The organism is Actinomadura sp. K4S16, assembly GCF_008327685.1.
Taxonomy (GTDB): domain Bacteria; phylum Actinomycetota; class Actinomycetes; order Streptosporangiales; family Streptosporangiaceae; genus Spirillospora.
The window spans coordinates 16,006-40,348 of record NZ_BDDE01000032.1; the positions used below are offsets into that span (position 1 = coordinate 16,006).

Annotated in this window: 21 protein-coding genes; 10 read left to right on the forward strand and 11 right to left on the reverse strand. The window is 72.3% G+C overall.

Annotated elements, in window-relative coordinates; genetic code table 11:
* Positions 1-4: 4 nt before the first annotated feature.
* Positions 5-547, reverse strand: a complete 543-nt coding sequence (locus K4S16_RS42600; protein WP_149264816.1) for a DUF1707 domain-containing protein — start codon at positions 545-547, stop codon at positions 5-7.
* A gap of 2 nt (positions 548-549) precedes the next feature.
* Positions 550-1,203, reverse strand: coding sequence for a PadR family transcriptional regulator (locus K4S16_RS42605; protein WP_149264817.1), 654 nt, complete (start codon positions 1,201-1,203; stop codon positions 550-552).
* 205 nt (positions 1,204-1,408) lie between these two features.
* Between K4S16_RS42605 and K4S16_RS42610 the strand changes: the two genes are divergently transcribed.
* Positions 1,409-3,391: a phosphatase PAP2 family protein gene (locus K4S16_RS42610; protein WP_149264818.1), complete on the forward strand. Its 1,983-nt coding sequence runs from the start codon at positions 1,409-1,411 to the stop codon at positions 3,389-3,391.
* Between the two features lie 51 nt (positions 3,392-3,442).
* On the opposite strand, the gene hpnH is transcribed toward K4S16_RS42610, so the two are convergent.
* From hpnH to hpnC, 6 genes are read right to left on the reverse strand one after another with little or no spacing between them, the layout of a single operon-like run.
* The gene (hpnH, locus tag K4S16_RS42615) at positions 3,443-4,447 is read right to left on the reverse strand and encodes an adenosyl-hopene transferase HpnH (RefSeq protein ID WP_149264819.1); all 1,005 of its coding nucleotides are present in this window, start codon (positions 4,445-4,447) and stop codon (positions 3,443-3,445) included.
* A complete protein-coding gene (gene shc, locus K4S16_RS42620; protein WP_235037435.1) occupies positions 4,448-6,439 on the reverse strand; it encodes a squalene--hopene cyclase in 1,992 nt (663 codons plus the stop codon).
* A complete protein-coding gene (locus K4S16_RS42625; protein WP_149264820.1) occupies positions 6,439-7,464 on the reverse strand; it encodes a polyprenyl synthetase family protein in 1,026 nt (341 codons plus the stop codon). Before K4S16_RS42625 ends, shc begins: the two co-directional genes overlap by 1 nt.
* Entirely contained in the window at positions 7,461-8,780 is a 1,320-nt protein-coding gene (gene hpnE, locus K4S16_RS42630; protein WP_200842448.1) for a hydroxysqualene dehydroxylase HpnE, read from the reverse strand. Before hpnE ends, K4S16_RS42625 begins: the two co-directional genes overlap by 4 nt.
* The gene (gene hpnD, locus K4S16_RS42635) at positions 8,777-9,694 is read right to left on the reverse strand and encodes a presqualene diphosphate synthase HpnD (protein ID WP_149264821.1); all 918 of its coding nucleotides are present in this window, start codon (positions 9,692-9,694) and stop codon (positions 8,777-8,779) included. The genes hpnE and hpnD overlap by 4 nt, the downstream gene beginning before the upstream one ends.
* The gene (gene hpnC, locus K4S16_RS42640) at positions 9,691-10,554 is read right to left on the reverse strand and encodes a squalene synthase HpnC (protein ID WP_149264822.1); all 864 of its coding nucleotides are present in this window, start codon (positions 10,552-10,554) and stop codon (positions 9,691-9,693) included. Before hpnC ends, hpnD begins: the two co-directional genes overlap by 4 nt.
* Before the next feature lie 134 nt (positions 10,555-10,688).
* Here hpnC and K4S16_RS42645 point away from each other — a divergent pair, with 134 nt between their 5' ends.
* The 5 genes from K4S16_RS42645 to K4S16_RS42665 all read left to right on the forward strand — a co-directional run bounded on the left by K4S16_RS42645 (position 10,689) and on the right by K4S16_RS42665 (position 17,018).
* Positions 10,689-11,672: a DUF2804 domain-containing protein gene (locus K4S16_RS42645; RefSeq protein ID WP_149264823.1), complete on the forward strand. Its 984-nt coding sequence runs from the start codon at positions 10,689-10,691 to the stop codon at positions 11,670-11,672.
* Between the two features lie 309 nt (positions 11,673-11,981).
* Positions 11,982-13,529 (forward strand): carboxylesterase/lipase family protein, encoded by a 1,548-nt coding sequence (locus K4S16_RS42650; RefSeq protein WP_268843310.1) that lies wholly within the window; start codon positions 11,982-11,984, stop codon positions 13,527-13,529.
* A gap of 229 nt (positions 13,530-13,758) precedes the next feature.
* Complete coding sequence (locus K4S16_RS42655; protein WP_149264825.1) at positions 13,759-13,977, forward strand: hypothetical protein; 219 nt, start codon at positions 13,759-13,761, stop codon at positions 13,975-13,977.
* A gap of 697 nt (positions 13,978-14,674) precedes the next feature.
* Positions 14,675-16,189, forward strand: a complete 1,515-nt coding sequence (locus tag K4S16_RS42660; protein WP_149264826.1) for a DUF222 domain-containing protein — start codon at positions 14,675-14,677, stop codon at positions 16,187-16,189.
* Between the two features lie 133 nt (positions 16,190-16,322).
* Positions 16,323-17,018 carry a hypothetical protein gene (locus K4S16_RS42665; protein ID WP_149264827.1) on the forward strand — a complete coding sequence of 232 codons (696 nt, stop codon included), beginning with the start codon at positions 16,323-16,325 and terminating at the stop codon, positions 17,016-17,018.
* A gap of 52 nt (positions 17,019-17,070) precedes the next feature.
* On the opposite strand, the gene K4S16_RS42670 is transcribed toward K4S16_RS42665, so the two are convergent.
* Positions 17,071-17,364, reverse strand: coding sequence for a DUF1905 domain-containing protein (locus K4S16_RS42670; RefSeq protein WP_149264828.1), 294 nt, complete (start codon positions 17,362-17,364; stop codon positions 17,071-17,073).
* A 384-nt stretch (positions 17,365-17,748) separates the two neighbouring features.
* Between K4S16_RS42670 and acnA the strand changes: the two genes are divergently transcribed.
* A complete protein-coding gene (gene acnA, locus K4S16_RS42675) occupies positions 17,749-20,514 on the forward strand; it encodes an aconitate hydratase AcnA (RefSeq protein ID WP_149264829.1) in 2,766 nt (921 codons plus the stop codon).
* Between the two features lie 55 nt (positions 20,515-20,569).
* On the opposite strand, the gene K4S16_RS42680 is transcribed toward acnA, so the two are convergent.
* Positions 20,570-21,289, reverse strand: coding sequence for an SDR family oxidoreductase (locus K4S16_RS42680; RefSeq protein ID WP_149264830.1), 720 nt, complete (start codon positions 21,287-21,289; stop codon positions 20,570-20,572).
* An 84-nt stretch (positions 21,290-21,373) separates the two neighbouring features.
* Between K4S16_RS42680 and K4S16_RS42685 the strand changes: the two genes are divergently transcribed.
* Positions 21,374-21,964 carry a TetR/AcrR family transcriptional regulator gene (locus K4S16_RS42685; RefSeq protein ID WP_149264831.1) on the forward strand — a complete coding sequence of 197 codons (591 nt, stop codon included), beginning with the start codon at positions 21,374-21,376 and terminating at the stop codon, positions 21,962-21,964.
* On the opposite strand, the gene K4S16_RS42690 is transcribed toward K4S16_RS42685, so the two are convergent.
* A complete protein-coding gene (locus tag K4S16_RS42690) occupies positions 21,961-22,581 on the reverse strand; it encodes a LysE family translocator (protein ID WP_149264832.1) in 621 nt (206 codons plus the stop codon). The genes K4S16_RS42685 and K4S16_RS42690 overlap by 4 nt on opposite strands.
* A 74-nt stretch (positions 22,582-22,655) precedes the next feature.
* Here K4S16_RS42690 and K4S16_RS42695 point away from each other — a divergent pair, with 74 nt between their 5' ends.
* Both K4S16_RS42695 and K4S16_RS42700 read left to right on the forward strand, forming a co-directional pair.
* Complete coding sequence (locus tag K4S16_RS42695) at positions 22,656-23,594, forward strand: aldo/keto reductase (protein ID WP_149264833.1); 939 nt, start codon at positions 22,656-22,658, stop codon at positions 23,592-23,594.
* A 22-nt stretch (positions 23,595-23,616) separates the two neighbouring features.
* Complete coding sequence (locus tag K4S16_RS42700) at positions 23,617-24,336, forward strand: sulfite exporter TauE/SafE family protein (protein ID WP_149264834.1); 720 nt, start codon at positions 23,617-23,619, stop codon at positions 24,334-24,336.
* The last annotated feature ends 7 nt before the right edge of the window (positions 24,337-24,343 follow it).

The following is a 24,343-nucleotide window of genomic DNA, read 5'->3' on the forward strand; positions in this document are numbered from 1 at the left end:
GGGGTCAGGAGCCCGGGGCGTGGCGGCGGGATCGGCGGATGCCGAAGGCCAGCAGGACCGCGCGGAGGATCCAGACGGCCAGGGCGATCTGCAGGGCGACGAGGAGTCCCGTGCCCGGTCCGGCGGTGAAGGCGAGCACCAGGAACACCGCGAACACGACCGGGAACGCCGGGAAGAGCGGCCCGGGCCGGTGGCGCTGGGCCATCTGGCGGTGGCGGCGGGCCATGTGCCGCTGATGGCGGTGCCAGGCGGGGTGCCCCGGGCCGCCGAACATGACCGCCATGCCCGGCTCCCACGCGTGCCCGGGCTCCCACGGCGCTTCCTTCCGGGGTTCGGGCAGCCCCGTCGGGGACGGCAGGTCCCGGACGATGGCGCGCAGGTCGCCGCGCGTTCTGGCGCTCAGCACGGCCTCCAGCCGCTCGTCGAGCTCGGCGCGGTCCAGCCTGCCCTCGGCGAAGTGGTCGTGCAGGGCGACCATGACGGCGTCCCGCTCGGCGTCGCCGATGCGGAGCGCGTCGTGCAAGGCCGTCTCGTCGTGCCGGGCCATGATCACTCCTCGGTGTCGTCGGCCGTCGGCCCCGGGTCGCCGAGGTCGTCGGCCAGGATGCGGTACAGGCTGCGCCGGGCGTCCGACAGGACGTCCTTGGCCTGGGCGACCTGCTCCGGCGAGCCGGAGTGGACGATCTGCATCACCGCGGCGCCCGTCTGCGCGGCCTGCTTGAACAGCTCGGGGACGCCCTCGCCGAACTCGGGCGTCATCTCCGCCCACGGCTCGGCGAGCCGGTCGGCGTTCTCCTCGACGTGGGCGCGGCCCTCGTCGGTGAGGTGGAAGGTGCGCCGGCCGCCGGCCTCGTCGCCGACGATCAGCCCCTCGTCCGCGAGCTGCTGCAGCGCCGGGTAGACCGCGCCGGGGCTCGGCTTCCAGGCCCCGTCGCTGCGCTCGTTGATCTCCTGGATGATCTGGTAGCCGTTGCGCGGCTCCTCGGCCAGCAGGACGAGGATCGCCGCCCGGACGTTCCCCTTGCGCGCCTTGGCGCCCCGGCCCCACGGGCCGCCGCGCCCGCGCGCCCACGGCGGGCGCGGACCGGGCCCGTGCCCGAAGCCGCCGGGCGGGCCGAAGGGGCCCGGCCCGCCGCCGAACAGAGCGCCGAAGTTCGGGAAGTCGCCGCGGCCCCAGGGACCGCGGCCGTGCATGTGCCCCATGTTCTGCACCACCTTCTGAGAGCTCTCTCTGACCTCTCGCGATACGACAACGATATATCGAAGACGTACGGATCGGCCAGATGGTTCCCCGATTTCCGGCACGATCCGGCGAGTCCGCCGGAACCGGCCGGAGCGGGTCTCCGAATGCCGGGCGCGGGGCCGTCTGAGGCGGCGCGTGTCTGGGTACCACCGTGGCGAGGGGACGATGGGCACACAGGAAGCGGTCGCCGCGCAGGACGCGGCCTTCACCCCGGGCGTCACGGGTACCAGGCTCCGCGCCAGGAACGAGCTCGTGCTCGGCCTGGCGCTTTTCGCGCTCTACGCACTGGTGGCGATCCTTCCCGAGCAGGCGAGGGCGACCGCGGCCCGCGGGCACGGGGAGTCGCTGTACGCCCTGGAGCGCGCCCTCCACCTCGACGTGGAGCCGACCCTCAACGGCTGGCTGGCGGGGCAGCCGGTCCTGCGGGTCCTGGCCAACTACGAGTACGCCATCACCTACGTCGCCAGCGCGCTCGCCCTGCTGGTGTGGCTGTATCTGCGCCACCCCGAGCGGTACCGCACGGCCCGCAACGCCTTCGTCATGCTCAACCTCGCCGGCCTCGCGTGCTTCGCGCTCTACCCCGTCATGCCGCCCAGGCTGATGCACACCGATCTCGGCTTCGTCGACACCGTCGCCAACGGCCGCACCTGGGGGTCGTGGGGTTCCCCACTGGTCAAGCACGCCGACGAGTTCGCCGCCGTCCCGTCCCTGCACATGGCCTGGACGCTGTGGGTCGGCGTCGAGCTCGCACGGGTGAAGGCCAAGCGCTGGGTGCAGGGGCTGAACACCGTGCACATCCTGGTCACCCTCTACGTCATCCTGGCGACCGCGAACCACTACCTGCTGGACGCCGTGGCGGCGATCCCGTTCGTCGTCGTGCCCGTCTACCTCGCCGAGCGCCGCGCGGCCCCGCCCGCGGGGCGCGTCCAGGGCCCGGACGCGTTCTTCCTCGCGGTGGAGACGCCCGAGGCGCCCCAGCAGGCCGGCGGCGTCATCATGCTCGACACCTCGCGGGCCGGCGTCGGCCGCGCCGACCTCGTCCGGGTGATCGAGGAGCGCCTCGACGGGCTGCCCCGCTTCCGGCAGCGGCTCGTCCGGCGGGGGCGCTGGCGCCGTCCCGTCTGGCGCGACCAGGACCGGGTCGACTGGGAGTGGCACGTCGCCGAGAAGCAGGTCGACGGCATGGACGGGCTGCGCGGCGAGGTGGCCCGGCTCCAGTCCGAGATGCTGCCGCTGGACCGCCCGCCCTGGCGGATGGTCGTGCTCAAGGGCGCCGAGCCCGGCCGCACGGCGGTCGCCTACATGATGCATCACGTGGTCGCCGACGGCGTCGGCATCGTGGCGCAGGCCGTCCACCTGATGGAGCCGCCGCCCGAGCCGGTCGCCGCGCCTCCCCGGGCGCCGTTCCGCAAGGCGCTCGCCACCGTGGTGGGCCTCGGCCAGCTAGCCACCGCCGTCGGCAGGCCCGAGCCGCTGCCCGCCTCCGGGACCAGCGAGCGCCGGTTCGGCACCATGGTCCTGCCGCTCGGCATGGTCCGGGACGTGGCCCGCCGCTACGGCACCCGGGTCACCGACGTCGTGCTGTGCGCGGTCGCGGGCGCCCTGAACCGCAGCGTCAGCGAGGAGGACGGCCGGCCCGGCACGTGCCGCGTCGCGGTCCCGCTGATGATGCGGCCCCCGGGCAGCGCGATGGTGGGCAACCACACCACCGCCGTCATGGTGGACCTGCCGATCGGGAAGATGACCGAGACCGAGCGGCTCGCGCTGATCGCCGAGCGCGGCCGGGTGCTGCGCTCCGGGACGCGGGCCCAGGCGGCGTGGTTCGTCATGTGGCAGGCCGGACGGCTGATGCCGCCCCCGCTGCACGCCCGCTTCGCGCGCATGTCCTACAGCGGCCGGTTCCTGCAGGGCACCGTGTCCAGCCTTCCCGGGCCCGACGCGCAACTGCGGCTGTGCGGCGCCCCGATCACCGCCGTGTACCCGATCGTCCCGCTCGCCCCCGGCACGCCCCTGGCGATCGCCGGGCTCGGCGTCAACGGCGACCTGTGCTTCGGCCTCTCGGTCGACCCCGGCCTGACGGAGGACGCCGACGCGCTGATGGACGCCGTCCACGACGTCATCGAGGAGCTCCGGGAAGGCCCCGCCTGATCACGCGCCCGGCCTGATCACGCGCCCGGCCTGGTCACAGGCCGGGGGTGATCACACGCTTCGCACGGCGCGCAGCGACTCCTTGAGCGAGCCCATCGTCGCGAACACGGCGGTGGGCTCGTAGCCGCAGTGCGCCATGCAGTTCGCGCACCGGTCGTCGCGGCCCCGCCCGTAGGCGTCCCAGTCGGTCTCCTCCAGGAGCTCCTGGTAGGTCGCGGCGTAGCCGTCGTCCATCAGGTAGCAGGGCCGCTGCCAGCCCTTCAGCGAGTACGACGGGATGGCCCACGCCGTGCACGGGAAGTCGACCTTCCCTTCGAGGAAGTCCAGGAACATCGGCGAGTGGTTGAACCGCCACCGCTTGCGCCGGCCGTCGGCGAACGCCTTGCGGAACAGGCTCCGGGTCTCCTGCACGCCGAGGAAGTGGTCCTGGTCGGGCGCCTTCTCGTACGCGTACGCGGGCGAGATCATCATCTGGTCGACGCGCAGCTCGTCGTTGAGGTAGTCGAGGACGTCGATCACGGTCTGCGGGGTGTCGGTGTTGAACACCGTCGTGTTCGTCGTGACCCGGAACCCGCGCTCCTGGCACATCCTGATCGCGTCCACCGCCTGGTCGAACACGCCCTCCTTGCAGACGGACGCGTCGTGCCGCTCGCGCAGCCCGTCGATGTGCACCGCCCAGGCGAAGTAGCGCGACGGCCGGAACTGATCGATCTTCTTCGGGATCAGCGCGGCGTTCGTGCACAGGAACACGTACCGCCTCATCCGGACCAGCTCGGCGACCAGCTCGCCGATCCGCGGATGCATCAGCGGCTCGCCGCCCGCGATCGACACCATCGGGGCGCCGCACTCGCGGACCGCCGCGACCGCCTGCTCGACCGGCATCCGCTGCTTGAGCACGTCCGCCGGATGCTGGATCTTCCCGCAGCCCGCGCACGCCAGATTGCACGCGAACAGCGGCTCCAGCTCCATGATCAGGGGATACTTCGTCCGCCCCGCGAGCCTGTTGCGCAGCACGTAGCCGCCGACGCGCAGGCTCTGGCGCAGTGGCATCGCCATTTAGGAGATCTCCTTCAGGTACCGGCCGAGCGCCGAGAGCGGGAACACGATCCGGTACAGGTGGTAGTTGATGTAGAAGTCGCCCGGGAACCCGGTGCCGGTGAAGTGGTCCTCGTCCCAGGTCCCGTCCGCGCGCTGGTGCTCCACGAGCCAGCGGACCCCGCGCTCGACGGCCGGTCCGCGCTCCCCGGCTGCCAGCAGGGCGAGCAGCGCCCACGCGGTCTGCGACGGCGTCGAGACCCCGTGGCCGATCCACGTCCGGTCCCGGTAGGAGCGCAGGTCCTCGCCCCAGCCGCCGTCGTCGCGCTGGTGGCGCTCCAGCCAGCCGACCGCGTCGCGGATCGCCCGCTTGCCCGGCCGGACGCCCGCCGCGATGAGCGCGGGCACGACGCAGCCCGTCCCGTACACGTGGTTGGCGCCCCAGCGGCCGAACCACGACCCGTCCGGCTCCTGCGCCTTCAGCAGCCACACGACGGCCCGCTTGACCACCGGGGAGTCGGCCATGCCGCGGTGCGACATCGCCTCCACGACGTGCGCGGTGACGTCCGCGGACGGCGGGTCGATCACTTCGCCGAAGTCGCAGAACGGCAGCCGGCGGCACAGGGCGCGGGTGTTGTCGGCGTCGAACGCGCCGAACCCGCCGTCCCGGGAGGCCATCCCCGCCATCCAGCGCAGCCCCCGCTCGATCGCCGGCCCGGCCGCCAGGTGCCGGACGCGGCCGAGCGCGAGGATCACCTCGGCGGTGTCGTCGGTGTCGGGGTAGCAGTCGTTGTCGAACTCGAACGCCCAGCCGCCCGGAGGCAGGTCGGGACGCCGCACCGACCAGTCGCCGGGCCCCTTCACCTCCTCGCGGATCAGCCATTCGGCGGCCCGCTCCAGGGCCGGATGCCCGGCGGGCACGCCCGCGTCGGCCAGCGCGTTCATCGCGAGGGCGGTGTCCCAGACGGGGGACTGGCAGGCCTCCAGCCGCCGGCCCCCGGCGTCCCGGATCGTGAACCGCTCCAGCCCGTCCAGGCCCCGCCGGACGATCGGGTGGTCGAGGCCGTAGCCCAGCAGGTGCAGCGCGAGCAGCGAGTACACCCAGGGCGGCTGGATCCCGCCCCAGGACCCGTCCCGCTCCTGCCGCGCGATGATCCACTCGGCGGCGCGGCGCAGGGCGGCCCTGCGCAGCCCCTTCGCCGGGCGCCGCTCGTACACGTGCAGGGCCTTGTCGAGCGCCCCGAACGCCGCGTCCCAACCGGACAGGCCCTGCCCGCCGTCATGGGGGACGTCGTAGTCGGGGTACAGCTCGTCCAGCGCGAACGGCAGCGGCCGGACGGGACGCAGCGCGGCCACCACCGTCAGCGGGACGATCGTCTGCCGCGCCCAGCACGCCCAGTCGTAGACGTTCAGCGGGAACCAGCGCGGCAGCAGCACCATCTCCGGCGGCAGCGCCGGCAGCTCCTCCCACGGCCAGCGGCCGAACATCGCCAGCCAGAACCGCGTGAAGACGCGCGTCGCCGGGATGCCGCCCCCGCTGCGTACGAAGGCCGCGGCGCGGACCATGTGGCCCTCGTCCGGCCGGTCTCCCGCGAGCCGCAGCGCGACGTAGGCCTCCACGGTCGTGGACAGGTCCGGCGGGCCGTCGTGGAAGTTCGCCCAGGTGCCGTCGGCGGACTGCTGCGACCTGATCCAGCGCGCGGCCTCGAAGGTGTCCGCCTCGTCGCGGATGCCGAGGAACTCGCGCAGCAGCAGGTCCTCGGCGTCCATCGTCACGTTGGTCTGGAGCTCGCCCTTCCACCAGCCCTCGGGCGACTGGAGGCGGAGCAGGTGGTCGCGAGCGGCCGCCAGCGCCTCGGCCGCCGTCCTGAGCCTGCCCGGCCCACCGGCGTCCGGCGCCGGTGCGGGCATCGCCTCTGCGGCGGGCGGCGTCTCCGTGGCGGGTGCCGGTGCTGTGGCGGGTGCCGGTGCTGTGGCGGGCACCGGTTCTGTGGCGGGCTCTGTGGTCGTCATCAGTGGTCCCGGCGGGTGACGAAGTCGGCGATGTGCAGGAACTCGGTGCGGACGGGGTCCGGCAGCCGCGCGGCGAGCAGGTGCTCGGCGGCGCGCTGGATGCGGCTCTCGGCCTCCATCTCGGCCCACGCGCGCCCGCCCGCCGCCTCCACCAGTGCGGCGGCCTCGGCCAGTTCCTCCTCGGCGGGCTCCTCGTCGGCCGGAAGGGGCCGCGCGTACAGCTCGGCCAGCCGCGCCGCCTCCGGGGTCCCGGAGTTCAGCGCGGCGACGACCGGCAGCGACATCTTGCGGGACCGCAGGTCCGACTGGGCGGGCTTGCCGGTGGCCGCCGGGTCGCCCCAGATGCCCAGCAGGTCGTCCACGAGCTGGAACGCGAGGCCGAGGTCCTCGCCGAACGCCTCCAGCGCCGTGCACAGCCGATCCGACGCCCCGTCCAGGACGGCCCCGATCGAGCAGGAGCACGCGAGCAGCGCGGCGGTCTTGCCGGACGCCATCGCGACGCACTCGTCCACGCTGATCTGCCTGCGCGTCTCGAAGTCCATGTCGAGGGACTGCCCGGCGACCAGGCGGCGGACGGCTCCGGCGAGCGCGCGCGCCGCCCGCGCCGAGCCCTGGCCGGGCGCCTCCAGCAGGACCTCGCCCGCGAGCGCGAGGAGCGCGTCGCCGGCGAGGATCGCGGACGCCTCGCCGAACACGGTCCACGCCGCCGGGCGGTGCCTGCGCGTCCGGTCGCGGTCCATGATGTCGTCGTGCAGGAGCGAGAACGCGTGGGCCAGCTCGACGGCGACGGCGCCCGGCAGCCCGCTCTCCGGGGGCGCCAGGGCGGCGCGCGCGGACAGCAGCGCCAGCGCCGGGCGCAGCGCCTTGCCCGCCGGCGCCTTGCGGGGGCGGCCCTCCTCGTCGGTCCAGCCGAGGTGGTAGGCCGCGACCCGGTAGGTGCGCGGGTCGAGCCGCCCGACCGCGGCGCGCAGCGCGCCGTCGACCAGCTCACGGACATCGGTCAGCGAAACGGGCACGGCCGTCATCGGTCCTTCACCTTCTCCAGGTGGCGGCGGACCAGGCGGGCGGCGGTGAGACCGCTGCGCACTGCTCCCTCCATGGTGTCGGGCCAGCCCGTGTCGGTCCACGCGCCGGCCAGGTACAGGCCCGGCGCGCGCGTCGCCGCGCCCGGCCGGGCGGCCCCGCTGCCGGGGCGCTGCCGGAACGTCGCGCGCCGCTCCCGCGTCACGAACACCTCCCGGACCTCCGCGCCCCACGCGGCGGGCAGCAGCCGCCGCAGCTCCGGGAGGAACCGGGAGCGCAGCTCGGCGGTCGGCATGTCGATCCACCGGTCGGCGGCCGACAGCGAGACCGCGAGGTACTGGCCGCGGCGCAGCCCGCTCACCGCCGTCCGGTCGAACACCCACTGGACGGGCGAGCCGACGGCGGCGGCGAACGGCGCGTCCATGACCGTGCGGTCGTAGACGACGTGCACGTTCACGATCGGGCTGGCGTCCAGCTCGGGCCAGCGCAGCGGGTCGGGCAGCGCCTCGATCGGCAGCAGCCGCGCCGCCGCCTCGTGCGGCACCGCCATGATCACCGCGTCCGCCGCGATCGGCGCCCCGTCCACGACCACCTTCGGGTCGGCGGTGACCGCCTCGACCCTCGCCTTCAGCCGGACGGTCCCGCCCATCTCCGCGATGCGCCGCAGCGCCGGGCCGCCGTGCAGCTCCTCCAGCGGGACGAGCGGCAGCCCGATGTCGGCCGCGTCGGGGCGTCCGAACAGGGCCCGGCGGCACACCATCGCCGACAGCCCGAGCGCGGCGTCGTCCACCTCGGCGTTCAGCGCGGACGTGAGGAAGAGCCCCCACAGCGCCTCCCGCGCCCACGGCCGCTGCCCGCGCAGCGCCAGCCACGCCCCGGCGGAGACCTGGTCGAGCGCCGGGTCGTCGGGGTCGAGGCGCCGCAGGGCCGCGGCGGCGCGCACGGCCCGCAGCCGGTCGGCGGCCGGCAGCGGCGCGTACCGGGCCAGCGCGGGCAGCAGGTGCAGCGGGCTCGGCAGGCCCGACCTGCGCAGCCGCGCCGGCGGGGCGCCCGCGCGCAGGACGGGGACGTCGAACCGGTCCTGCACGTCGACGAGGTGGTCGGCGCGCAGCCGGTGCAGCAGCCCCTGGTAGGCGGTGCAGCACCGCAGGAACACGTGCTGGCCGTTGTCGACGCTCAGCTCGCCCCGTCCGAACGAGTGCGTGGCGCCGCCCAGCCACGGCCGGGACTCCAGGAGCGTGACCGGCACGCCCGACTCCTGGAGCGCGATGGCCGCGCTGATGCCCGCGAGCCCCCCGCCCACGATGACGACGCTCACCGCTCCACCCCCGACAGCGCGCGCGCCGCCACCACGGCCTTCTGCCAAGTCGGCAGCGACATCCGCGCGTTCAGCGCGATCTGCGGGCTCGCGGCGATGCTCTCCAGGAGCCGCCGGTAGATGCCGGCCATCGCCGCCGTGCACGCCGCGCTGCGCCGGTCCAGCAGCGGCAGCAGCCGCAGGCCCTCGGCGTACCAGGCCCGTGCCCGCTCCGCCTGGAAGCCGATCAGCTCGCCCAGCCGCCACGGCGGGTCGACGAACGCGCCCGACTCGTCCAGCTGCAGCGTGCAGCCGAACCGTGCGAGGTCCTCGGCCGGGATGTAGATCCGCCCGGCCAGCCGGTCCTCGCGCAGGTCGCGCAGGATGTTGGTGAGCTGCAGCGCGACGCCGAGCGAGTCGGCGAGGCCCTCGGCCCGCTGCCGGCCCTCGGCCCCGAACACCCCGAGCGACAGCCGCCCGACCGAGCCCGCGACCCGCTGGCAGTAGCGCAGCAGGTCGTCGAAGGTCTCGTAGTCGGCGCCGCGCACGTCGTCCTCGCAGCCGTCGATCAGCTCCTCGAACGCCTCCAGGGGGATCGGGAAGCGGCTCGCCGCGTCCGCCAGCGCGGTCAGCACCGGATGCCCCTCCAGCGCCCGGACGTCCACGCGCCGCCGCAGCACCTCCTGCACGGTCGTCAGCCGCTGCCGCGACCGGTCCAGCAGGTCGAGCCGCACGCACGCCGGCTCAGGGCCGTCGCCGATGTCGTCGATGCCGCGCGCGAACGCGTAGACGGCGCTCATCGCCCGCCGCTTCGGCGCCGGCATCAGCCGGATCCCGTAGGAGAAGTTGCGCGCCTCCTCGCGCACCACCCGCTCGCAGTGCCGGTACGCCTCGACAACCCGGTCGGAACGCTCGCACGCCTCCGAAACCGTCATCGCCCCCTCCTTCCAAGGGCCCGCGCCCACCCGGCCGGCAGCGTGGCCCGCCGTGGACGCAGCGCATGCGCGAGCACGTCGTACCGCCCGCGTTCCAGAGCCGACAGCGCCCCGCGCCCGCCGGCCACGTAGCCCGCCACGGCGATGCGCGCCCATCCCGTCAGGCCCGGCATCAGGGGCACGGCGCCGCCGTCCAGCAGTTCGCGGGCGCGGCCTGCCTGCAGCGCCAGAACGCCGCGCAGCCGGGTCGGCGTCACCGGCCGCGCGAGGTCCTCCTCGGCGCAGCCGAACCGGCGCAGGTCCTCGCCGGGCAGGTAGATCCGGCCGGCGCGGTAGTCCTGCCCGGCGTCCTGGACGTGCTCGATGATCTGCAGCGCCGCGCAGACGTCGTCGGACGCGGCCGCCAGCCCTGGCGTGTACGCGCCGAACAGGTGCAGGACGATGCGTCCCACCGGCGCGGCGGACAGCGCGCAGTACCCCTTGAGGTCGGCGAACGTCTCGTACCGGTGGACGGTCTGGTCCTGCCGGTTCGCCTGCACGAGGTCGCGGAACGGGTCCTCTGGGAGCCGGTAGGCGTGCACCGTCCCCGCGAGCCTCCGAAGCTGCGGCAGGACGGGCGTCCGCCCGGCGAAGACGCGGTCCAGGTCGTCGTCCACGAGGCCGAGCAGCTTGGACCGCTGCTCCGGCGGCGCCTCGTCGCCGATGTCGTCGACGAGCCGCGCGAAGCCGTAGACGGCCCGCAGGGCGGCGCGGTGCCGGGCGGGCAGGACCCGCGCCGCCACCGGGAAGTTCTCCCGCGCGGCGAGCCGGTCCAGCGCACGGTCGTGCTCCTCGGCGCTCCAGGGCGGTTCAATGATCACCTAGAGGACATCGACCGGTCCGGCACGAGAGAAACTCTGGCCGAGGTATGGGCTTGTTTAAACGGCGGCGTGTCCGGGGCTGAACCGTTCCGGGGGACGCGGGGCCGCGCGGGCCCGCTCGGTAGCCTCGGGGCATGCCGACCCATGAGCGCGAGATCACCGAGCCCGTCGACCTGTGCACGCCGGACGGACGCCTCGACCCCGCGGCGGTCGGCTGGACCCGCCGCCCGCTGCACCGCGCGAACCTGCGCGGCTGGGGGCGGGCCAAGCGCTGGGAGTACTGGGGCATCGTCACCCCGCGGCACATCGTCGGGCTGGTCGCCTCGTCGCTCGACTACGCCGCGGTCCACGGCGTGTACGTGCTGGACCGCGCGACCGGCGAGGAGACCTCCAGGGACGGCGTGGTCCCGTTCGCGCGCGGCGCGGTGTTCCCCGACCGCAGCGGCGAGGGGGAGGCGTCGGTGCGCGGGGCGGGGTTCGCGGTCGGCATCCGGCAGGACCCGTCCGGCTCGCGCGTGCGGGCGCTCGTCCCCGGACTGGTGGACCTGGACGTCCGGATCCCGCTGCCGGACGGCCACGAGTCGCTCGGCGTGGTGGTCCCCTGGAGCGACCGGCGGTTCCAGTACACGGTCAAGGACCTCGGGCGCCCCGTCCGGGGGCGGCTGCGGCTCCCGTCCGGCGACCACGAGATCGGGGAGGGCGCCTTCGCCGTCCTCGACCACGGGCGCGGCAAGTGGCCGTACCGGATGACGTGGAACTGGGCGGCGGCGTGCGGGCCCGGCCTGGCTCTCCAGTTCGGCGGCAAGTGGACCGACGGTACGGGCATGACGGAGAACGCGCTGTTCGTGGACGGCCGGCTCCACAAGATCGGCGAGGAGCTCGACTGGTCGTACGACCGCGCCGACTGGCTGCGCCCGTGGACGATCCGCGGGCCGCGCGTCGAGGTCGAGTTCCGGCCGTTCCATGAGAAGGCCACGCGTACCGAGTTGGGCGTCGTCGGTACCGAGACGCATCAGTGCTTCGGGCACTTCAGCGGACGCGTCCAGAGCGACGACGGCACGTGGATCGACGTGGACGGCCTCACAGGGTGGGCCGAGGAGGCGCGTCAGCGCTGGTGAGCCGCGCGTTCACCGATGGTGCCGGGTCCTCGGGATTCTGAACGGCGCCGTCCTTCGTTGTCACGGGCGGACAACGAAATCACCACATACTGGACGATTTGCCGGTCGCGCGCTTGCCTCCCTTTCCGGATCAAGTTCTCCTTTTGATCAGGAAGATCGGGGATCTGGTCCGGCGGACCGGGTTCTCGGGGACCCGGTTCTCGGCGACCGGGTTTCCGGGGCCCTGCTTCGGCGGACCGGGCATCGGGGGTGTCGGAAAGAGTCGCGCTGAAAGGGGACCCTGTGAGGCTCAGAACCATTCCGCTACTCGTGGCCGCCCTCGTTTTAGGAGGTGCGGCTCCAGCGGCGGCCCAGCACCGGGCACCGGATTCGTCCGCCGTCGTCCGCACCGACCTCGGGCCGGTGCGAGGCCTGGTCAAAGACGGCTACCGGCTGTTCCAAGGCATTCCCTATGCCGCACCGCCGACCGGGGGCCTGCGGTTCAGGCCACCGCAGCCGGCGCGCGCGTGGAAGGGCGTTTACGACGCCACTTCCCCGCGCGGCCAATGCGCGCAACTCCCCGCCCCCTATGGCGGCGAGACGAGCTACGAAGAAGACTGCCTCCATCTGAACGTCACCACACCGGATCGCGCGAATCGCCGGCACGGACTGCCCGTAATGGTGTGGGTGCACGGCGGCGGTAACACGACCGGCACCGCGAGCATCCACAACGCCGCCAAACTGGCCGTGAACGGCGGCGTCGTGGTCGTCACGATCAACTACCGCCTCGGCCCGCTCGGCTGGCTCGCGGACCCGTCCCTGGAGACCGGCGCAGACCGCGGCCACCAGGCGGGCAACTACGGCCTGCTCGACCAGCAGGCCGCCCTGCGCTGGGTGCGGCGCAACGCCGAGACCTTCGGCGGGGACCCCGGGAACGTCACGCTGTTCGGCGAGTCCGCCGGTGGCGCGGACACCTGCGCCAACCTCGCCTCGCCCACGGCCGCGGGGCTGTTCCACAAGGTCATCGCGCAGAGCTACACCTGTACCGCACCCGTCCGCACCGAGGCCTCGGCCGAGGCCGAAGGGGCGGCGATCGGCAAGGCCATGGGGTGCGACAAGGGCTCGGCCCCGGCCGATGCCGCGTGCCTGCGCGCGCTGCCCGTCAAGACGCTGCTGGAGACCTTCGAGGCCAAGGCGACGGAAGTGGGCCCCGTCGCGGGCGGCGACCGCGTCCTGCCGCTGGAGCCCGCGCAGGCGATCGAACGGGGCCGCATCAACCGGGTACCGGTGATGCACGGCAACACGCTGGACGAGATGCGCCTGTTCGTCTCCCTCGGGTTCCCGAACCCGATCACCGCGGCGGAGTACGAGGATTTCGTCCGCTCCACCTACGGCGCCGACGCGGACAAGATCCTGGCCCGCTACCCGGCGGCGGACTACCCCGAACCCAGGCTCGCGCTGGCGGCGCTCCAGACCGATTCCAACGAACTGGTGTCGGCCTGCGCGCACCAGGACGCGTTCCGCCTGCTCAAGCGTGCGGGCGTCCCGGTGTACGCGTACCAGTTCGCCGACCGCGGCGCTCCACCGCTGCTCGACGTCCCCGGCTTCGAGGAGGGGGCCGAGCACACGAGCGAGCTGACCTACCTGTTCCCCGGCCTGTACGGCGACCTGAAGCCGCCGCAGGAGCGGCTCTCCGACGCCATGGTGGGCTACTGGACGTCCTTCGCCCGCAACGGCAGGCCCATGGCGCGCCAAGCCCCTGACTGGCCCCGTTTCCGTTCGCCGGACGACGTCCTGTACCTGGCGCCCGGTTCCGGCGGCATCCACCCGACCGACACCACCGAGACCAGCAACTGTTCCTTCTGGAACTCTCTCTGACGGGACCGGGACCGGGGGCGGGGCTGGGACCGGGGCTGGGGCCGGGACCGGGACCGGGAGCGGGGGCGGCATGGCGGAAGATGACCATGCGGAGACCCCGTTCTCGGCAGGAATCCATGATCCAAAACGGGTGTCATTGGACCTCTTGCGCGAACTGGATCTTGAGCGCATCGTGGACCCATCGCGCCGAAGATCATTTCGGCCGCCCCCCAGAGGGAGGAGGATGCATATGCGCCTTCGCAGGTCAGCCGTCGGCGTCGGGCTCGCCGTCGCTGCGGTCTGCGGCATGAGCGTGCCCGCCCATGCCGCCGACTGGAAGTCCTACGGCCGCTACACCAGCAAGTCCAAGTGCATCGACGCCGGGCAGCAGTACGTGCGTGAGGGGTTCAACTCCTACAAGTGCACGCAGGACCTCGGCTACCCGCCGTGGATCCTCTGGCTCAAGTAGAGCAACGCAGCATGAGGGCGGGTGCGGCCGGAACCCCTTCCGGCCGCACCCGTCTCTGTTGCGCCGGGCAAATGGGGGCCGGGCTGCGGGGCTCGGCGGGGTCTAATCATGGGTTGCCGTCGGGGACGGCTCACCAATCCAGGAGAATGCCGTATCCCTTTTGGGTCGCCTCTTGCAGTGCGTTCACTCGATCACCCAGCCAATGCCCATGGTCTCCCTCGATCTCTTGATGTGAACCATTTTGCCGTTGATCGTCGCTTGGTGTGACGTGGGGGCCTGTGGTGGTCTCTCTGTGGCACGTTCCTTTGAGGCCGGGTGCGTGGCTGGCGTCTCTTTTCTCTCGGTATTGGTGTGGTGCTGGTGGGTCGGTGGCTGAGGTGCCTTCCGTAGGTTGTCTCGCTTTTTTGTCTTGCTGCCGGTTGCTGTCACGTTGGTTGCGGTCGTTGGGGTGAGGTCTGGTTTTGTCGTGGCGGTCTGTGCGTGGTTTCTGCTCTTGCCGCGCTGCGCGCGGCTGGTAGGCGCCTAGGTGGTGGCTGGTGGGGCGGTTCTCTGAAGGTGGCTGTGGTACTTCTTGTTGATTAAAGAAAGTCGGAGAAAAGATGTGATGATGGCGTGGCATGTCTGAATTGCCGCAAGCTGTTGAGGTGAATGTGGCATAAAATTGGGGTGGGGATTAGGGGGGTGAGGTTTCGTGTTGATGTCCGCCGCGACGGTCGAGCATGAGCGGGAATGGGACGAGCGGGTGGGGTGCCTGCCGGTCGTGCGGCTCTCTGGCCAAAAGGAGCGGCTGGCCGATCTCGCCGATGACGAACTGCTCGAAGTCGCCAAAGCCGCTCGGCGGCATGCTTCGTGGGCGCAGGCGCGGGAACTGGCCTCCATCGCCGAACTCCACCGGCGGCGCACGGACGCGGAAAGCGACGACCAGCTCGACCACCGCTTCCTGTCCGCGCACGAGTCGGTCATCGAAGAGGTCGCCGTCGCTTTGACGGTCACCGGCAACGCCGCCGCCACCCTTGTGCACCTGGCCGACCGTCTCACCGGGCCCTTGGCCGCGACCGGCGCGGCACTCGAAGCCGGACGGATCGACCTGGCCAAAGCCCGCGTCATCTGCGACACCACCGACGGCCTTCCCGGCCAGGTCGCCGATTTGGTCGAAGCCGCCGCGCTGGAGAAGGCGTCCGACCAGACCACCGGCCAGTTGCGCCGCCGTATCAAGCGCATCGCCCAACGGCTGGCTCCCGAGTCGATCGAGGAACGCAAACGGGAGGCTGAGCGCAGGCGACGGATGGAACTGTGGGAGAACCCGTCCGGTACCGCTGATCTGGCGTTGTGCGATCTGGCCGTCGAAGACGCCCACGCCGTCTACAACAAGATCACCGCCGCCGCCCACGGCCTGAAGGCCGAGGGCGACCCCCGCCCGCTCAGCGCCATTCGCGCCGACCTGGCCCTCCAACTGCTCCACGGCACCGACCTCCCCGAAGCCATCCGAGCCGTCCTCACCCAGGCCTGCACCGCCCCCCAGCCCCCCGCCCCCGACCCCGTTGCCACCGCTGCCGCCGGGGCCACCGGCGTACAGGCCGGTGGGGCTGAGGTCGGCGGCATTGAGTGCGGGGGCGTTCAGGGCACTGGCACCGAGTCCGCTGGCGGTCAGGTCACCGGCGGTCAGGTCAGTGGCATTGAGGGCAGCGGTGCTGAGGTCACTGGCTCCGGTGTCACCGGTGGGGGATCGTCCGCGCCAGGGCCGGTTCTACCGGCTACGCCGTTCGCAGTGCTTCCGCCCGTCTGGACGACGACGATGGCGGTGTGGATGCGGCGGTCGCCTCATTGGCCGGGGTCGTCGGGGGGCTTCTGGCCGATGCCAGTGAGCGCGCTCGGCCCGAGGACAGGCGCGCCGCTGTCGGAGGGGTCGCGCAACGCATCGACCTTCGGCTGGCCGAGGCTCGTGACATGGCCTGCCAAGGTGATCAGCCGAGCCACGGACGGCCCGGCTACCGGCCGCCTGCCCAGGTGCGCCGAGAGGTCGAGGCTCGCCACGAGACCTGCGTGTTCCCCACCTGCAACCAGCCGTCGCACCGCTGCGACCTCGACCACACCGTGCCGTGGCGGCCCGGCATCACCTGCCGCTGCAACCTGGCCCCGCTCTGCAGACGCCACCACAGGCTCAAGCAGCGTCACGACTGGAAGCTCTTCCAGATCTGGCCCGGTCTGCTGATCTGGGTCACTCCCTCCGGTGCCTGGCGCATCGTCCGCCCCGACCGGCAGTGAGCCGCCGCGCCGCAACGATGAGACGGCCCCGGAGGGAAGGGCCAGGGTCGCATGTCGGGCGCGACTGTTTGAATGCGGCCATGACCGCCGCAGATCTCGCCCAGCGTCTCCCGTCCATCGCTACCGTCCGGGCGCTGAGCCAGTCCTTCGCCGTCCTGGACGCGATCCTGAGCCCGGAAGGCTACGCCACCTACACCTTCGATGGCCGGTGGGCCGAGGGCCAGGAACTCGCCTCGATGGACAACGGAAGCGGCGACGAGTACTCGATCGTCTTCACCCCCGCCGGCGCCTTCATCCGCGGGTTCGACCACGAGTCGCAGATGAGTCCGTATGCCGACGACGACTACGAGCTCTGGCCCGGCCTGGTCGAGTCGGTCCCAGAGCAGTTCGCCGCCCAAGTCACCGAACCGGCTTTCTGCCATGACGGGGGCGCAGGACCGTTTCTGACGGCGACCGTCTGCCTGTGGCGCCTGAACGACGATCCGGCCTGGAGGACCGGGGACATCGAGTACCCGCCACAGGAGGGGCGGAGCGGGGCCCCCGACGGATCGGACTGGCTGTTCGACCTCCTGGCCAAGGGCACTCCCGAGGCCTACTGCGCCTACGCCACCGACTACTTCGAGGTCTCCCTCGACCCGGCCGCCGTCAGGGAGATCTTCGAACACCGGCCCGTCACCGCCGACCTCGTCCGGCGGCTCAACCCGGACACCGACCTCACCTCCCTCACCGAAACGCTCGACAACGTCGGCTACCCCTTCACCGCAGAGAACGCATAGCCAGCGGGACCTCTCCGGTCGCACCCGTTCCTGTTGCCGGGCACATGGCGCCCTAGCCGAGGCGCTCGGTGAGGTTGACGGTGACGGTGTCGCCCGCCTCCTTGCCTAGAGTCTTGAGGAGCTCCGCCTTCACGGCGAGTTTGTGGTTGCCGTCGCCCAGCGCCATGAAGGAGCCCCGGAACGGGTGCCCGTCGACGGTTCCTTTGACCTTCACCAGGCCGCGGGTGCCGAAGAAGTCCGCCGACTCGGGCCAGACGACGTAGGTCCAGCCGCCCTTGGCGGGGCTCTTCCGCAGGGTCTCGGTGAATTCCTTGTCGAGCGGTGTGCTCTTCGTCTGCGCGGTCATGGTGCGTCCTCTCCGGGCCTCGTATCACCCATGCTGACGTGTTGTGAAAGAGACCATGCGGGGCGGCGGAACTCATCGGTCCGAGGACGACCGGCTCGCACCTGCCCGCCCCGAGGGCTCGTCGAGCGCTGTCGTACGAGGCGCAAGTAGCTTGATGTCGAGATAAATTGGAGATAGCTTGACGTCAAGAGAAAAGAGGCGGAAGTTAGGCGGCCCTGATTCCCGGTCAGGAGTCCGACTAAGGCAGGATCAAGGGAGACGAAGCTCCCGTCCCGCCGCGCGCCGTCCCGCGTCGGCCTCGGGGACGGGCCGTACTGAAGATCAACCCAGCGCCGCGCGCTCATGTCCCGGACCCGACGCGCGGTGGCGACGGAGGAGGAGTCCGTGTCCGCGAACAGCTTCGGCAGCCTTGACAAGCTGCAGGTTGGCGACAGGTCGTACGACATCTACCGGCTGGACGCCGTCGAGGGCTCGGCCCGTCTCCCGTACAGCCTGAAGGTGCTCCTGGAGAACCTGCTGCGCACCGAGGACGGTGCGAACGTCACCGCCGAGCACATCCGCGCGCTCGCGCAGTGGGACGCCAAGGCCAAGCCGAGCAAGGAGATCCAGTTCACCCCCGCGCGGGTGATCATGCAGGACTTCACCGGCGTGCCGTGCGTGGTGGACCTTGCCACGATGCGCGAGGCGGTGCGGGACCTCGGCGGCGACCCGACCCGGATCAACCCGCTTGCGCCGGCCGAGATGGTGATCGACCACTCGGTGATCGTCGACTACTTCGGCTCGCCGGACGCGTTCGAGCGCAACGTGCAGCGCGAGTACGAGCGCAACAAGGAGCGCTACCAGTTCCTGCGGTGGGGGCAGACGGCGTTCGACGAGTTCAAGGTCGTCCCGCCCGGCACCGGCATCGTCCACCAGGTGAACATCGAGCACCTGGCCCGCGTCGTGTTCGACCGCAACGGGGTCGCCTACCCCGACACCTGCGTCGGCACCGACTCGCACACGACGATGGAGAACGGCATCGGCGTGCTCGGCTGGGGCGTCGGCGGCATCGAGGCGGAGGCCGCGATGCTCGGCCAGCCGATCTCGATGCTCATCCCGCGCGTCGTCGGCTTCAAGCTGACCGGCGAGCTGCCCGCCGGCACGACCGCGACCGACCTCGTGCTCACCATCACCGAGATGCTGCGCGAGCACGGCGTCGTCGGCAAGTTCGTGGAGTTCTACGGCGAGGGCGTGCACGCGCTGCCGCTGGCGAACCGCGCCACGATCGGCAACATGAGCCCCGAGTTCGGCTCCACCTGCGCGATCTTCCCGATCGACGACGAGACGCTGAAGTACCTGCGGCTCACCGGCCGCGACGAGGAGCAGATCGCGCTCGTCGAGGCCTACGCCAAGGCGCAGGGCCTGTGGCTCGACCCGTCGGTGGAGCCCGAGTTCTCCGAGTACATGGAGCTCGACCTCGCGACGGTCGTCCCGTCGCTGGCCGGCCCGAAGCGCCCGCAGGACCGCATCTCCCTGTCCGAGGCCAAGCAGACCTGGCGCCGCGACGTGCAGAACTACGTCGAGAGCATCCAGGGCTCGGCCGACGAGGCCTCCAACGAGTCGTTCCCGGCCTCGGACTCCCCGGCGATCAGCCACGACTCCAACGGCGACAAGCCGCGGCCGCACGGCACCAACGGCTCCGGCCGCCCGCACAACCCCGTCCCGGTCACGCTGGAGGACGGGACGGAGTTCGAGCTCGACCACGGCCACGTCGCCGTCGCCGCCATCACCTCCTGCACCAACACGTCCAACCCGTACGTGATGATCGGTGCGGCGCTGCTGGCCAAGAACGCGGTGGAGAAGGGCCTGACCCGCAAGCCGTGGGTGAAGACCTCCCTCGCGCCCGGGTCCCAGGTCGTCACCGACTACCTGGAGCGCGCCGGCCTCACCCCGTACCTCGACAAGATCGGCTTCAACCTGGTCGGGTACGGCTGCACCACCTGCATCGGCAACACCGGCCCGCTGCAGCCGGAGATCTCCAAGGCCGTCAACGACAACGACCTCGCGGTCACCGCGGTCCTGTCCGGCAACCGCAACTTCGAGGGCCGCATCAGCCCCGACGTGAAGATGAACTACCTGGCGTCGCCGCCGCTGGTCATCGCCTACGCGCTCGCCGGGACGATGGACATCGACATCCTCAACGACCCGATCGCCGAGGGCGCCGACGGCCCGGTCCGCCTGGCCGACATCTGGCCCGCGCCGGAGGAGGTCGCCTCGATCGTCGAGTCGTCCATCGGGCAGGAGATGTTCACCGAGAGCTACGCGGACGTCTTCAAGGGCGACGACCGCTGGCGGGGCCTCGACATCCCGACCGGCGACCTGTTCGAGTGGGACGAGCAGTCCACCTACGTCCGCAAGGCGCCGTACTTCGACGGCATGGGCGCCGAGCCGGCGCCGGTCGCCGACATCCACGGCGCCCGCGTCCTCGCCAAGCTCGGAGACTCGGTCACCACCGACCACATCTCCCCGGCCGGGTCCATCAAGGTCGGCACGCCCGCCGCGCAGTACCTGGAGGACAACGGCGTCGCCGTCAAGGACTTCAACTCCTACGGCTCGCGCCGCGGCAACCACGAGGTCATGATCCGCGGGACGTTCGCCAACATCCGGTTGCGCAACCAGCTCCTGGACGGCGTCGAGGGCGGCTACACCCGCGACTTCACCCAGGACGGCGCGCCGCAGTCGTTCATCTACGACGCCGCCCAGAACTACGCGGCGCAGGGCACCCCGCTCGTGGTCATCGCGGGCAAGGAGTACGGCTCCGGCTCGTCCCGCGACTGGGCGGCCAAGGGCACCGCGCTGCTCGGCGTCCGCGCCGTCATCGCGCAGTCCTACGAGCGCATCCACCGCTCCAACCTGATCGGTCTCGGCGTCCTGCCGCTGCAGTTCAAGGAGGGCGAGTCCGCCGAGTCCCTCGGCCTCACCGGCACCGAGACGTTCGACATCACCGGCGTCACCGCGCTCAACGAGGGCGGGATCCCGGAGGAGGTCACCGTCAAGGCCGACGGCAAGGAGTTCACCGCCGTCGTCCGCATCGACACCCCGGGCGAGGCCGACTACTACCGCAACGGCGGCATCCTCCAGTACGTCCTGCGCAACCTGCTCCGCAAGTAGTCCGCACGCAGAAACGGGCCGCCTCCCTGGACGGGGGGCGGCCCTTTCCGTGCGGTCAGCGGCCGGTGGGCAGGCTCAGGCCGCCGTTGCACTCGATGACGCTGCCTGTGATGAACCCGTTCGTCGCGGTCAGCAGGATCGCCTGGGCCACGTCCTCGGGGCGCCCGACGCGGCCGACCGGCAGGGCGGCGGCGTGCTCGGCGAACATCGCGGTGCGCTGCTCGGCGGGCATGCCGTCCCACCACGGCGTCTCGATGACGCCGGGGGAGACCGCGTTGACGCGCAGCGGGGCCAGTTCCGCGGCGAGGGGCGGCACCATCGCCTCCAGCGCCCCGTTGATGGCCGCCAGGCCGGCGGTGCCGGACAGCGCGGCCCGCGCCGACGACGCGGTGACGAACGTGACCGAGCCGCCCGCAGCCAGCCGGGGGAGCGCGGCCTGGAGGATCCGCAGGTGCAGCCAGAACTTGGCCTCGAAGCCGGTGCGCAGGTCGGCGAGGTCGAGGGTGGCGATGGGGCCCGCGCCCGCTCCGCCGCTCAGCGCGAGGACCAGGTGGTCGTACGTCGTCTCCTCGGCGAAGAACGCGGCGACCTCCTCCGCCGAGGCCGCGTCCAGGCGGCGTGCGGTGAGCCCGTCCGCGGCGGCCTTGGCGAGGCGCTCGGCGTCGCGTCCGGTGACGACGGCGTCGGCGCCCTGACCGGCGAAGAGCCGGGCGGTGGCCGCGCCGATCCCGGACGTGCCGCCGCAGACCAGGACCCGCTGCCCGTTCAGCGTCATGATGTGGCCTTCCTTGTCGAGACTTGTCGTCTCGACAATTGTTTGCCGAGACGGGCGGTCTCGTCAAACGGGTATGCTCGCCCCATGACCGGTGAGACCCGCCGACCGCACACGGGTCGGCGCCGCAACGAGGCCGCGCGCCGGGCGATCCTGGACGTCGCCGTCGAACTGCTCGGCGGCACCGGTGACACGCCCGTGACGATCGACACGATCGCGGCGGCGGCCGGGGTCGGGAAGCAGACGATCTACCGCTGGTGGCCGTCCAAGGGCGCCGTGCTGCTGGAGGCGGTGGCCGAGCGCGCCGGCGCGGACATCCCCGTCCCGGACACCGGCTCGCTGCACGACGACCTCAGGGCGTTCCTCCGGGCGACTTTCCGGGCCGCCGGGCACGAGCGCACCGTGTCGGTCCTGCGGCACACGATGGCGGAGGCGCAGCGCGACCCTCATGCCCGCGAGCACATGCGCGCCTTCATCGCCGGGCGGCGCGAGGTGCTGCGAGGTCTGCTGGAGCGGGCCCGCGACCGCGGCGAGGTCTCACCCGCGACCGACCTCGACCTCGTCGTCGACCAGGCCTACGGGCTGCTCTGGTACCGCATCCTCGCGGGGCACGCGCCGCTGTCCGAGGAGGCGGCGGACGCGCTGGCCCGTGCTCTCACCGAGCAGGTCCGCGGCTAGGGCTCGACGGCCAGCCGGACGCCGAAGCCGATGAACGCCAGGCCCGTGACCTGCTGGATGCGGCGCTTCACGGCGGGACGGGCGAGGGCGCGGCGCGCGGCGCCCGCGGCGCCGACGACGAGCGCGAACCACAGCAGGCCCTGGACGGCATGGATCGCGGCGAAGAGCATGCTCGTCCAGAACACCGACGCCCCGTCCGGCACGAACTGGGGCAGCAGGCTCATGTAGAACACGCCGATCTTGGGGTTGAGCAGGTTGGTGGTGAACCCGGTGCGCAGTGCGGCGGTCCCGGAGAGATCCGCGTCCGGCGTCCCGGCGGTGTCCTGGGATGCGCGGCGGGCCCTCCACAGCGCCTGCCCGCCGAGCCACAGCAGGTAGCAGGCGCCCGCGCCGCGCAGCACGTCGAACGCGATGCGGGACGCGGCGAGCAGCGCGGTCAGCCCGGCGGCGCTCGCCAGCGCCCAGCACAGGCAGCCGGAGGCGACGCCCGTCGCGGCGAGGTAGCCCGTCCGCCGGCCGCTGGTCACGGTGGTGCGCAGGACGAGCATGGTGTCCAGCCCGGGTGTGATCGTGACGAGGGCGGCGACGGCGGCGAAGGCCAGGCAGGCGGTCAGCACCCGGGCATTTTCCCAGGAATCATCCGTCGGGTGAAGGGGAACGGCCGCCTCGGAACCTTTGATTGGATCACTCCATGACTGACATCAAGAAGATCGGTGACCTGGACGTCTTCCCGTTCTGCCTGGGCGGCAACGTCTTCGGCTGGACCGCGGACCGGGAGCGCTCGTTCCAGATCCTGGACGCCTACGCCGCGGCCGGCGGCAACTTCCTCGACACCGCCGACTCCTACTCGGCGTGGGTCGAGGGCAACCACGGCGGCGAGTCCGAGGCGATCATCGGGGAGTGGGCGCAGTCGCGCGGCAACCGCGACGACCTCGTCATCGCGACCAAGGGCGGCCGCCACCCCGAGCACCAGGGCCTGGCCGCCGCGACGATGAGGGCGGCCGTGGACGACTCGCTGCGGCGGCTGCGCACCGACCGCATCGACCTGTACTTCACCCACTTCGACGACCCGTCCGTGCCCGTCGAGGAGATCATGACGACGCTGGACGAGCTGGTCGCCGCGGGGAAGATCCGGCAGATCGGGGTGTCGAACATCGAGCTCGACCGGCTCCAGGCGTCCCTGGAGTTCAGCGAGCGCGAGGGGACGGCCCGCTACACGGCCATCCAGCCGCAGTACAACCTCGTGTCCCGCGACTCTTACGAGGGCCCGCGCCGCGACCTCGCAGAACGGTACGGGCTGGCCGCCGTCCCTTACTACGGCCTCGCGTCCGGCTTCCTCACCGGCAAGTACCGCCCGGGCTCCACGGTGGACAGCGCGCGCGCCGGGAGCGCGGCGCGGCACCTGGAGACCGAACGCGGACACGCCGTCCTTGCCGCGCTCGACATCGTCGCCGAGGAACAGGACGTACCGGTCGCGACCGTCGCGCTCGCCTGGCTCGCGGCCCAGCCGACCGTCGCCGCGCCCATCGCGAGCGCCCGGACCCTCGACCAGCTCCCGCCGCTCGTGGAGGCCGCCCACACGACCCTGACCGCCGACCAGCTCGAACGCCTGGCCGAAGCGTCGTCGTGAAGGGGCGATAGGGTCGCTCGACGTGCCACCTGTCGAGTTCGTCCTGATCGGGGGCCTGGCCGCGCTGGCCGGCGCGATCGTGCAGGGCAGCGTCGGCCTCGGCGTCGGGCTGGTCGCGACACCGATCGTCACGATGCTGTTCCCGTCCCTGATGCCCGGCGCGATCCTCGTCATCGCGCTCGTCCTGCCGTTCGCGACGCTCGCCCAGGAGCTGCGGCACGCCGACCTGCGCGGGCTCGGCTGGGCGTTCACCGGCCGCCTCGCGGGCACGCCGATCGGCGTGTGGCTGGTGGCCGCCGCCCCGGACCGCGTCCTCGGCGTCATGATCGGCGTGGTCGTCCTCGCCGCGCTCGCCGTGACGGCCTGGACCGCGGACGTGCCGCGCAACCGCCGCACGCTCGCCACCGCCGGCGTCATCTCCGGCACGACCGGCACCGCGTCCGGCATCGGCGGCCCGCCGATCGCGCTGCTGTACCAGCGCGAGAGCGGCCCCCGCGTCCGGGCGACCCTGGCGGTGTTCTTCATCGCCGGCGCCCTGCTGTCGCTCCTCACCCTCGCCGCCGCCGGCCGCCTCCCCGCCCGGCAGGTCGTCGCGGGCGCCGAACTGGTCCCGTTCGTGTTCGCCGGGTTCCTCGCCGCCGGGCCGCTGCGCCGCTACCTCGACGCGGGACGCCTCCGCGTCGCGCTGCTCGTCGTCGTCGGGACGTCCGCGGCGGTGCTCATCGTCCGCAACCTGATCTGACGCGTCC

Bases quoted from the DNA above. Each gene is read 5' to 3' on its own strand.
- K4S16_RS42600 (WP_149264816.1), bottom strand. From the start codon at position 547: ATGGCCCGGCACGACGAGACGGCCTTGCACGACGCGCTCCGCATCGGC.
- K4S16_RS42605 (WP_149264817.1), bottom strand. From the start codon at position 1,203: ATGGGGCACATGCACGGCCGCGGTCCCTGGGGCCGCGGCGACTTCCCG.
- K4S16_RS42610 (WP_149264818.1), top strand. From the start codon at position 1,409: ATGGGCACACAGGAAGCGGTCGCCGCGCAGGACGCGGCCTTCACCCCG.
- hpnH (WP_149264819.1), bottom strand. From the start codon at position 4,447: ATGGCGATGCCACTGCGCCAGAGCCTGCGCGTCGGCGGCTACGTGCTG.
- shc (WP_235037435.1), bottom strand. From the start codon at position 6,439: ATGACGACCACAGAGCCCGCCACAGAACCGGTGCCCGCCACAGCACCG.
- K4S16_RS42625 (WP_149264820.1), bottom strand. From the start codon at position 7,464: ATGACGGCCGTGCCCGTTTCGCTGACCGATGTCCGTGAGCTGGTCGAC.
- hpnD (WP_149264821.1), bottom strand. From the start codon at position 9,694: ATGACGGTTTCGGAGGCGTGCGAGCGTTCCGACCGGGTTGTCGAGGCG.
- K4S16_RS42645 (WP_149264823.1), top strand. From the start codon at position 10,689: ATGCCGACCCATGAGCGCGAGATCACCGAGCCCGTCGACCTGTGCACG.
- K4S16_RS42655 (WP_149264825.1), top strand. From the start codon at position 13,759: ATGCGCCTTCGCAGGTCAGCCGTCGGCGTCGGGCTCGCCGTCGCTGCG.
- K4S16_RS42660 (WP_149264826.1), top strand. From the start codon at position 14,675: ATGTCCGCCGCGACGGTCGAGCATGAGCGGGAATGGGACGAGCGGGTG.
- K4S16_RS42665 (WP_149264827.1), top strand. From the start codon at position 16,323: ATGACCGCCGCAGATCTCGCCCAGCGTCTCCCGTCCATCGCTACCGTC.
- K4S16_RS42670 (WP_149264828.1), bottom strand. From the start codon at position 17,364: ATGACCGCGCAGACGAAGAGCACACCGCTCGACAAGGAATTCACCGAG.
- K4S16_RS42680 (WP_149264830.1), bottom strand. From the start codon at position 21,289: ATGACGCTGAACGGGCAGCGGGTCCTGGTCTGCGGCGGCACGTCCGGG.
- K4S16_RS42685 (WP_149264831.1), top strand. From the start codon at position 21,374: ATGACCGGTGAGACCCGCCGACCGCACACGGGTCGGCGCCGCAACGAG.
- K4S16_RS42695 (WP_149264833.1), top strand. From the start codon at position 22,656: ATGACTGACATCAAGAAGATCGGTGACCTGGACGTCTTCCCGTTCTGC.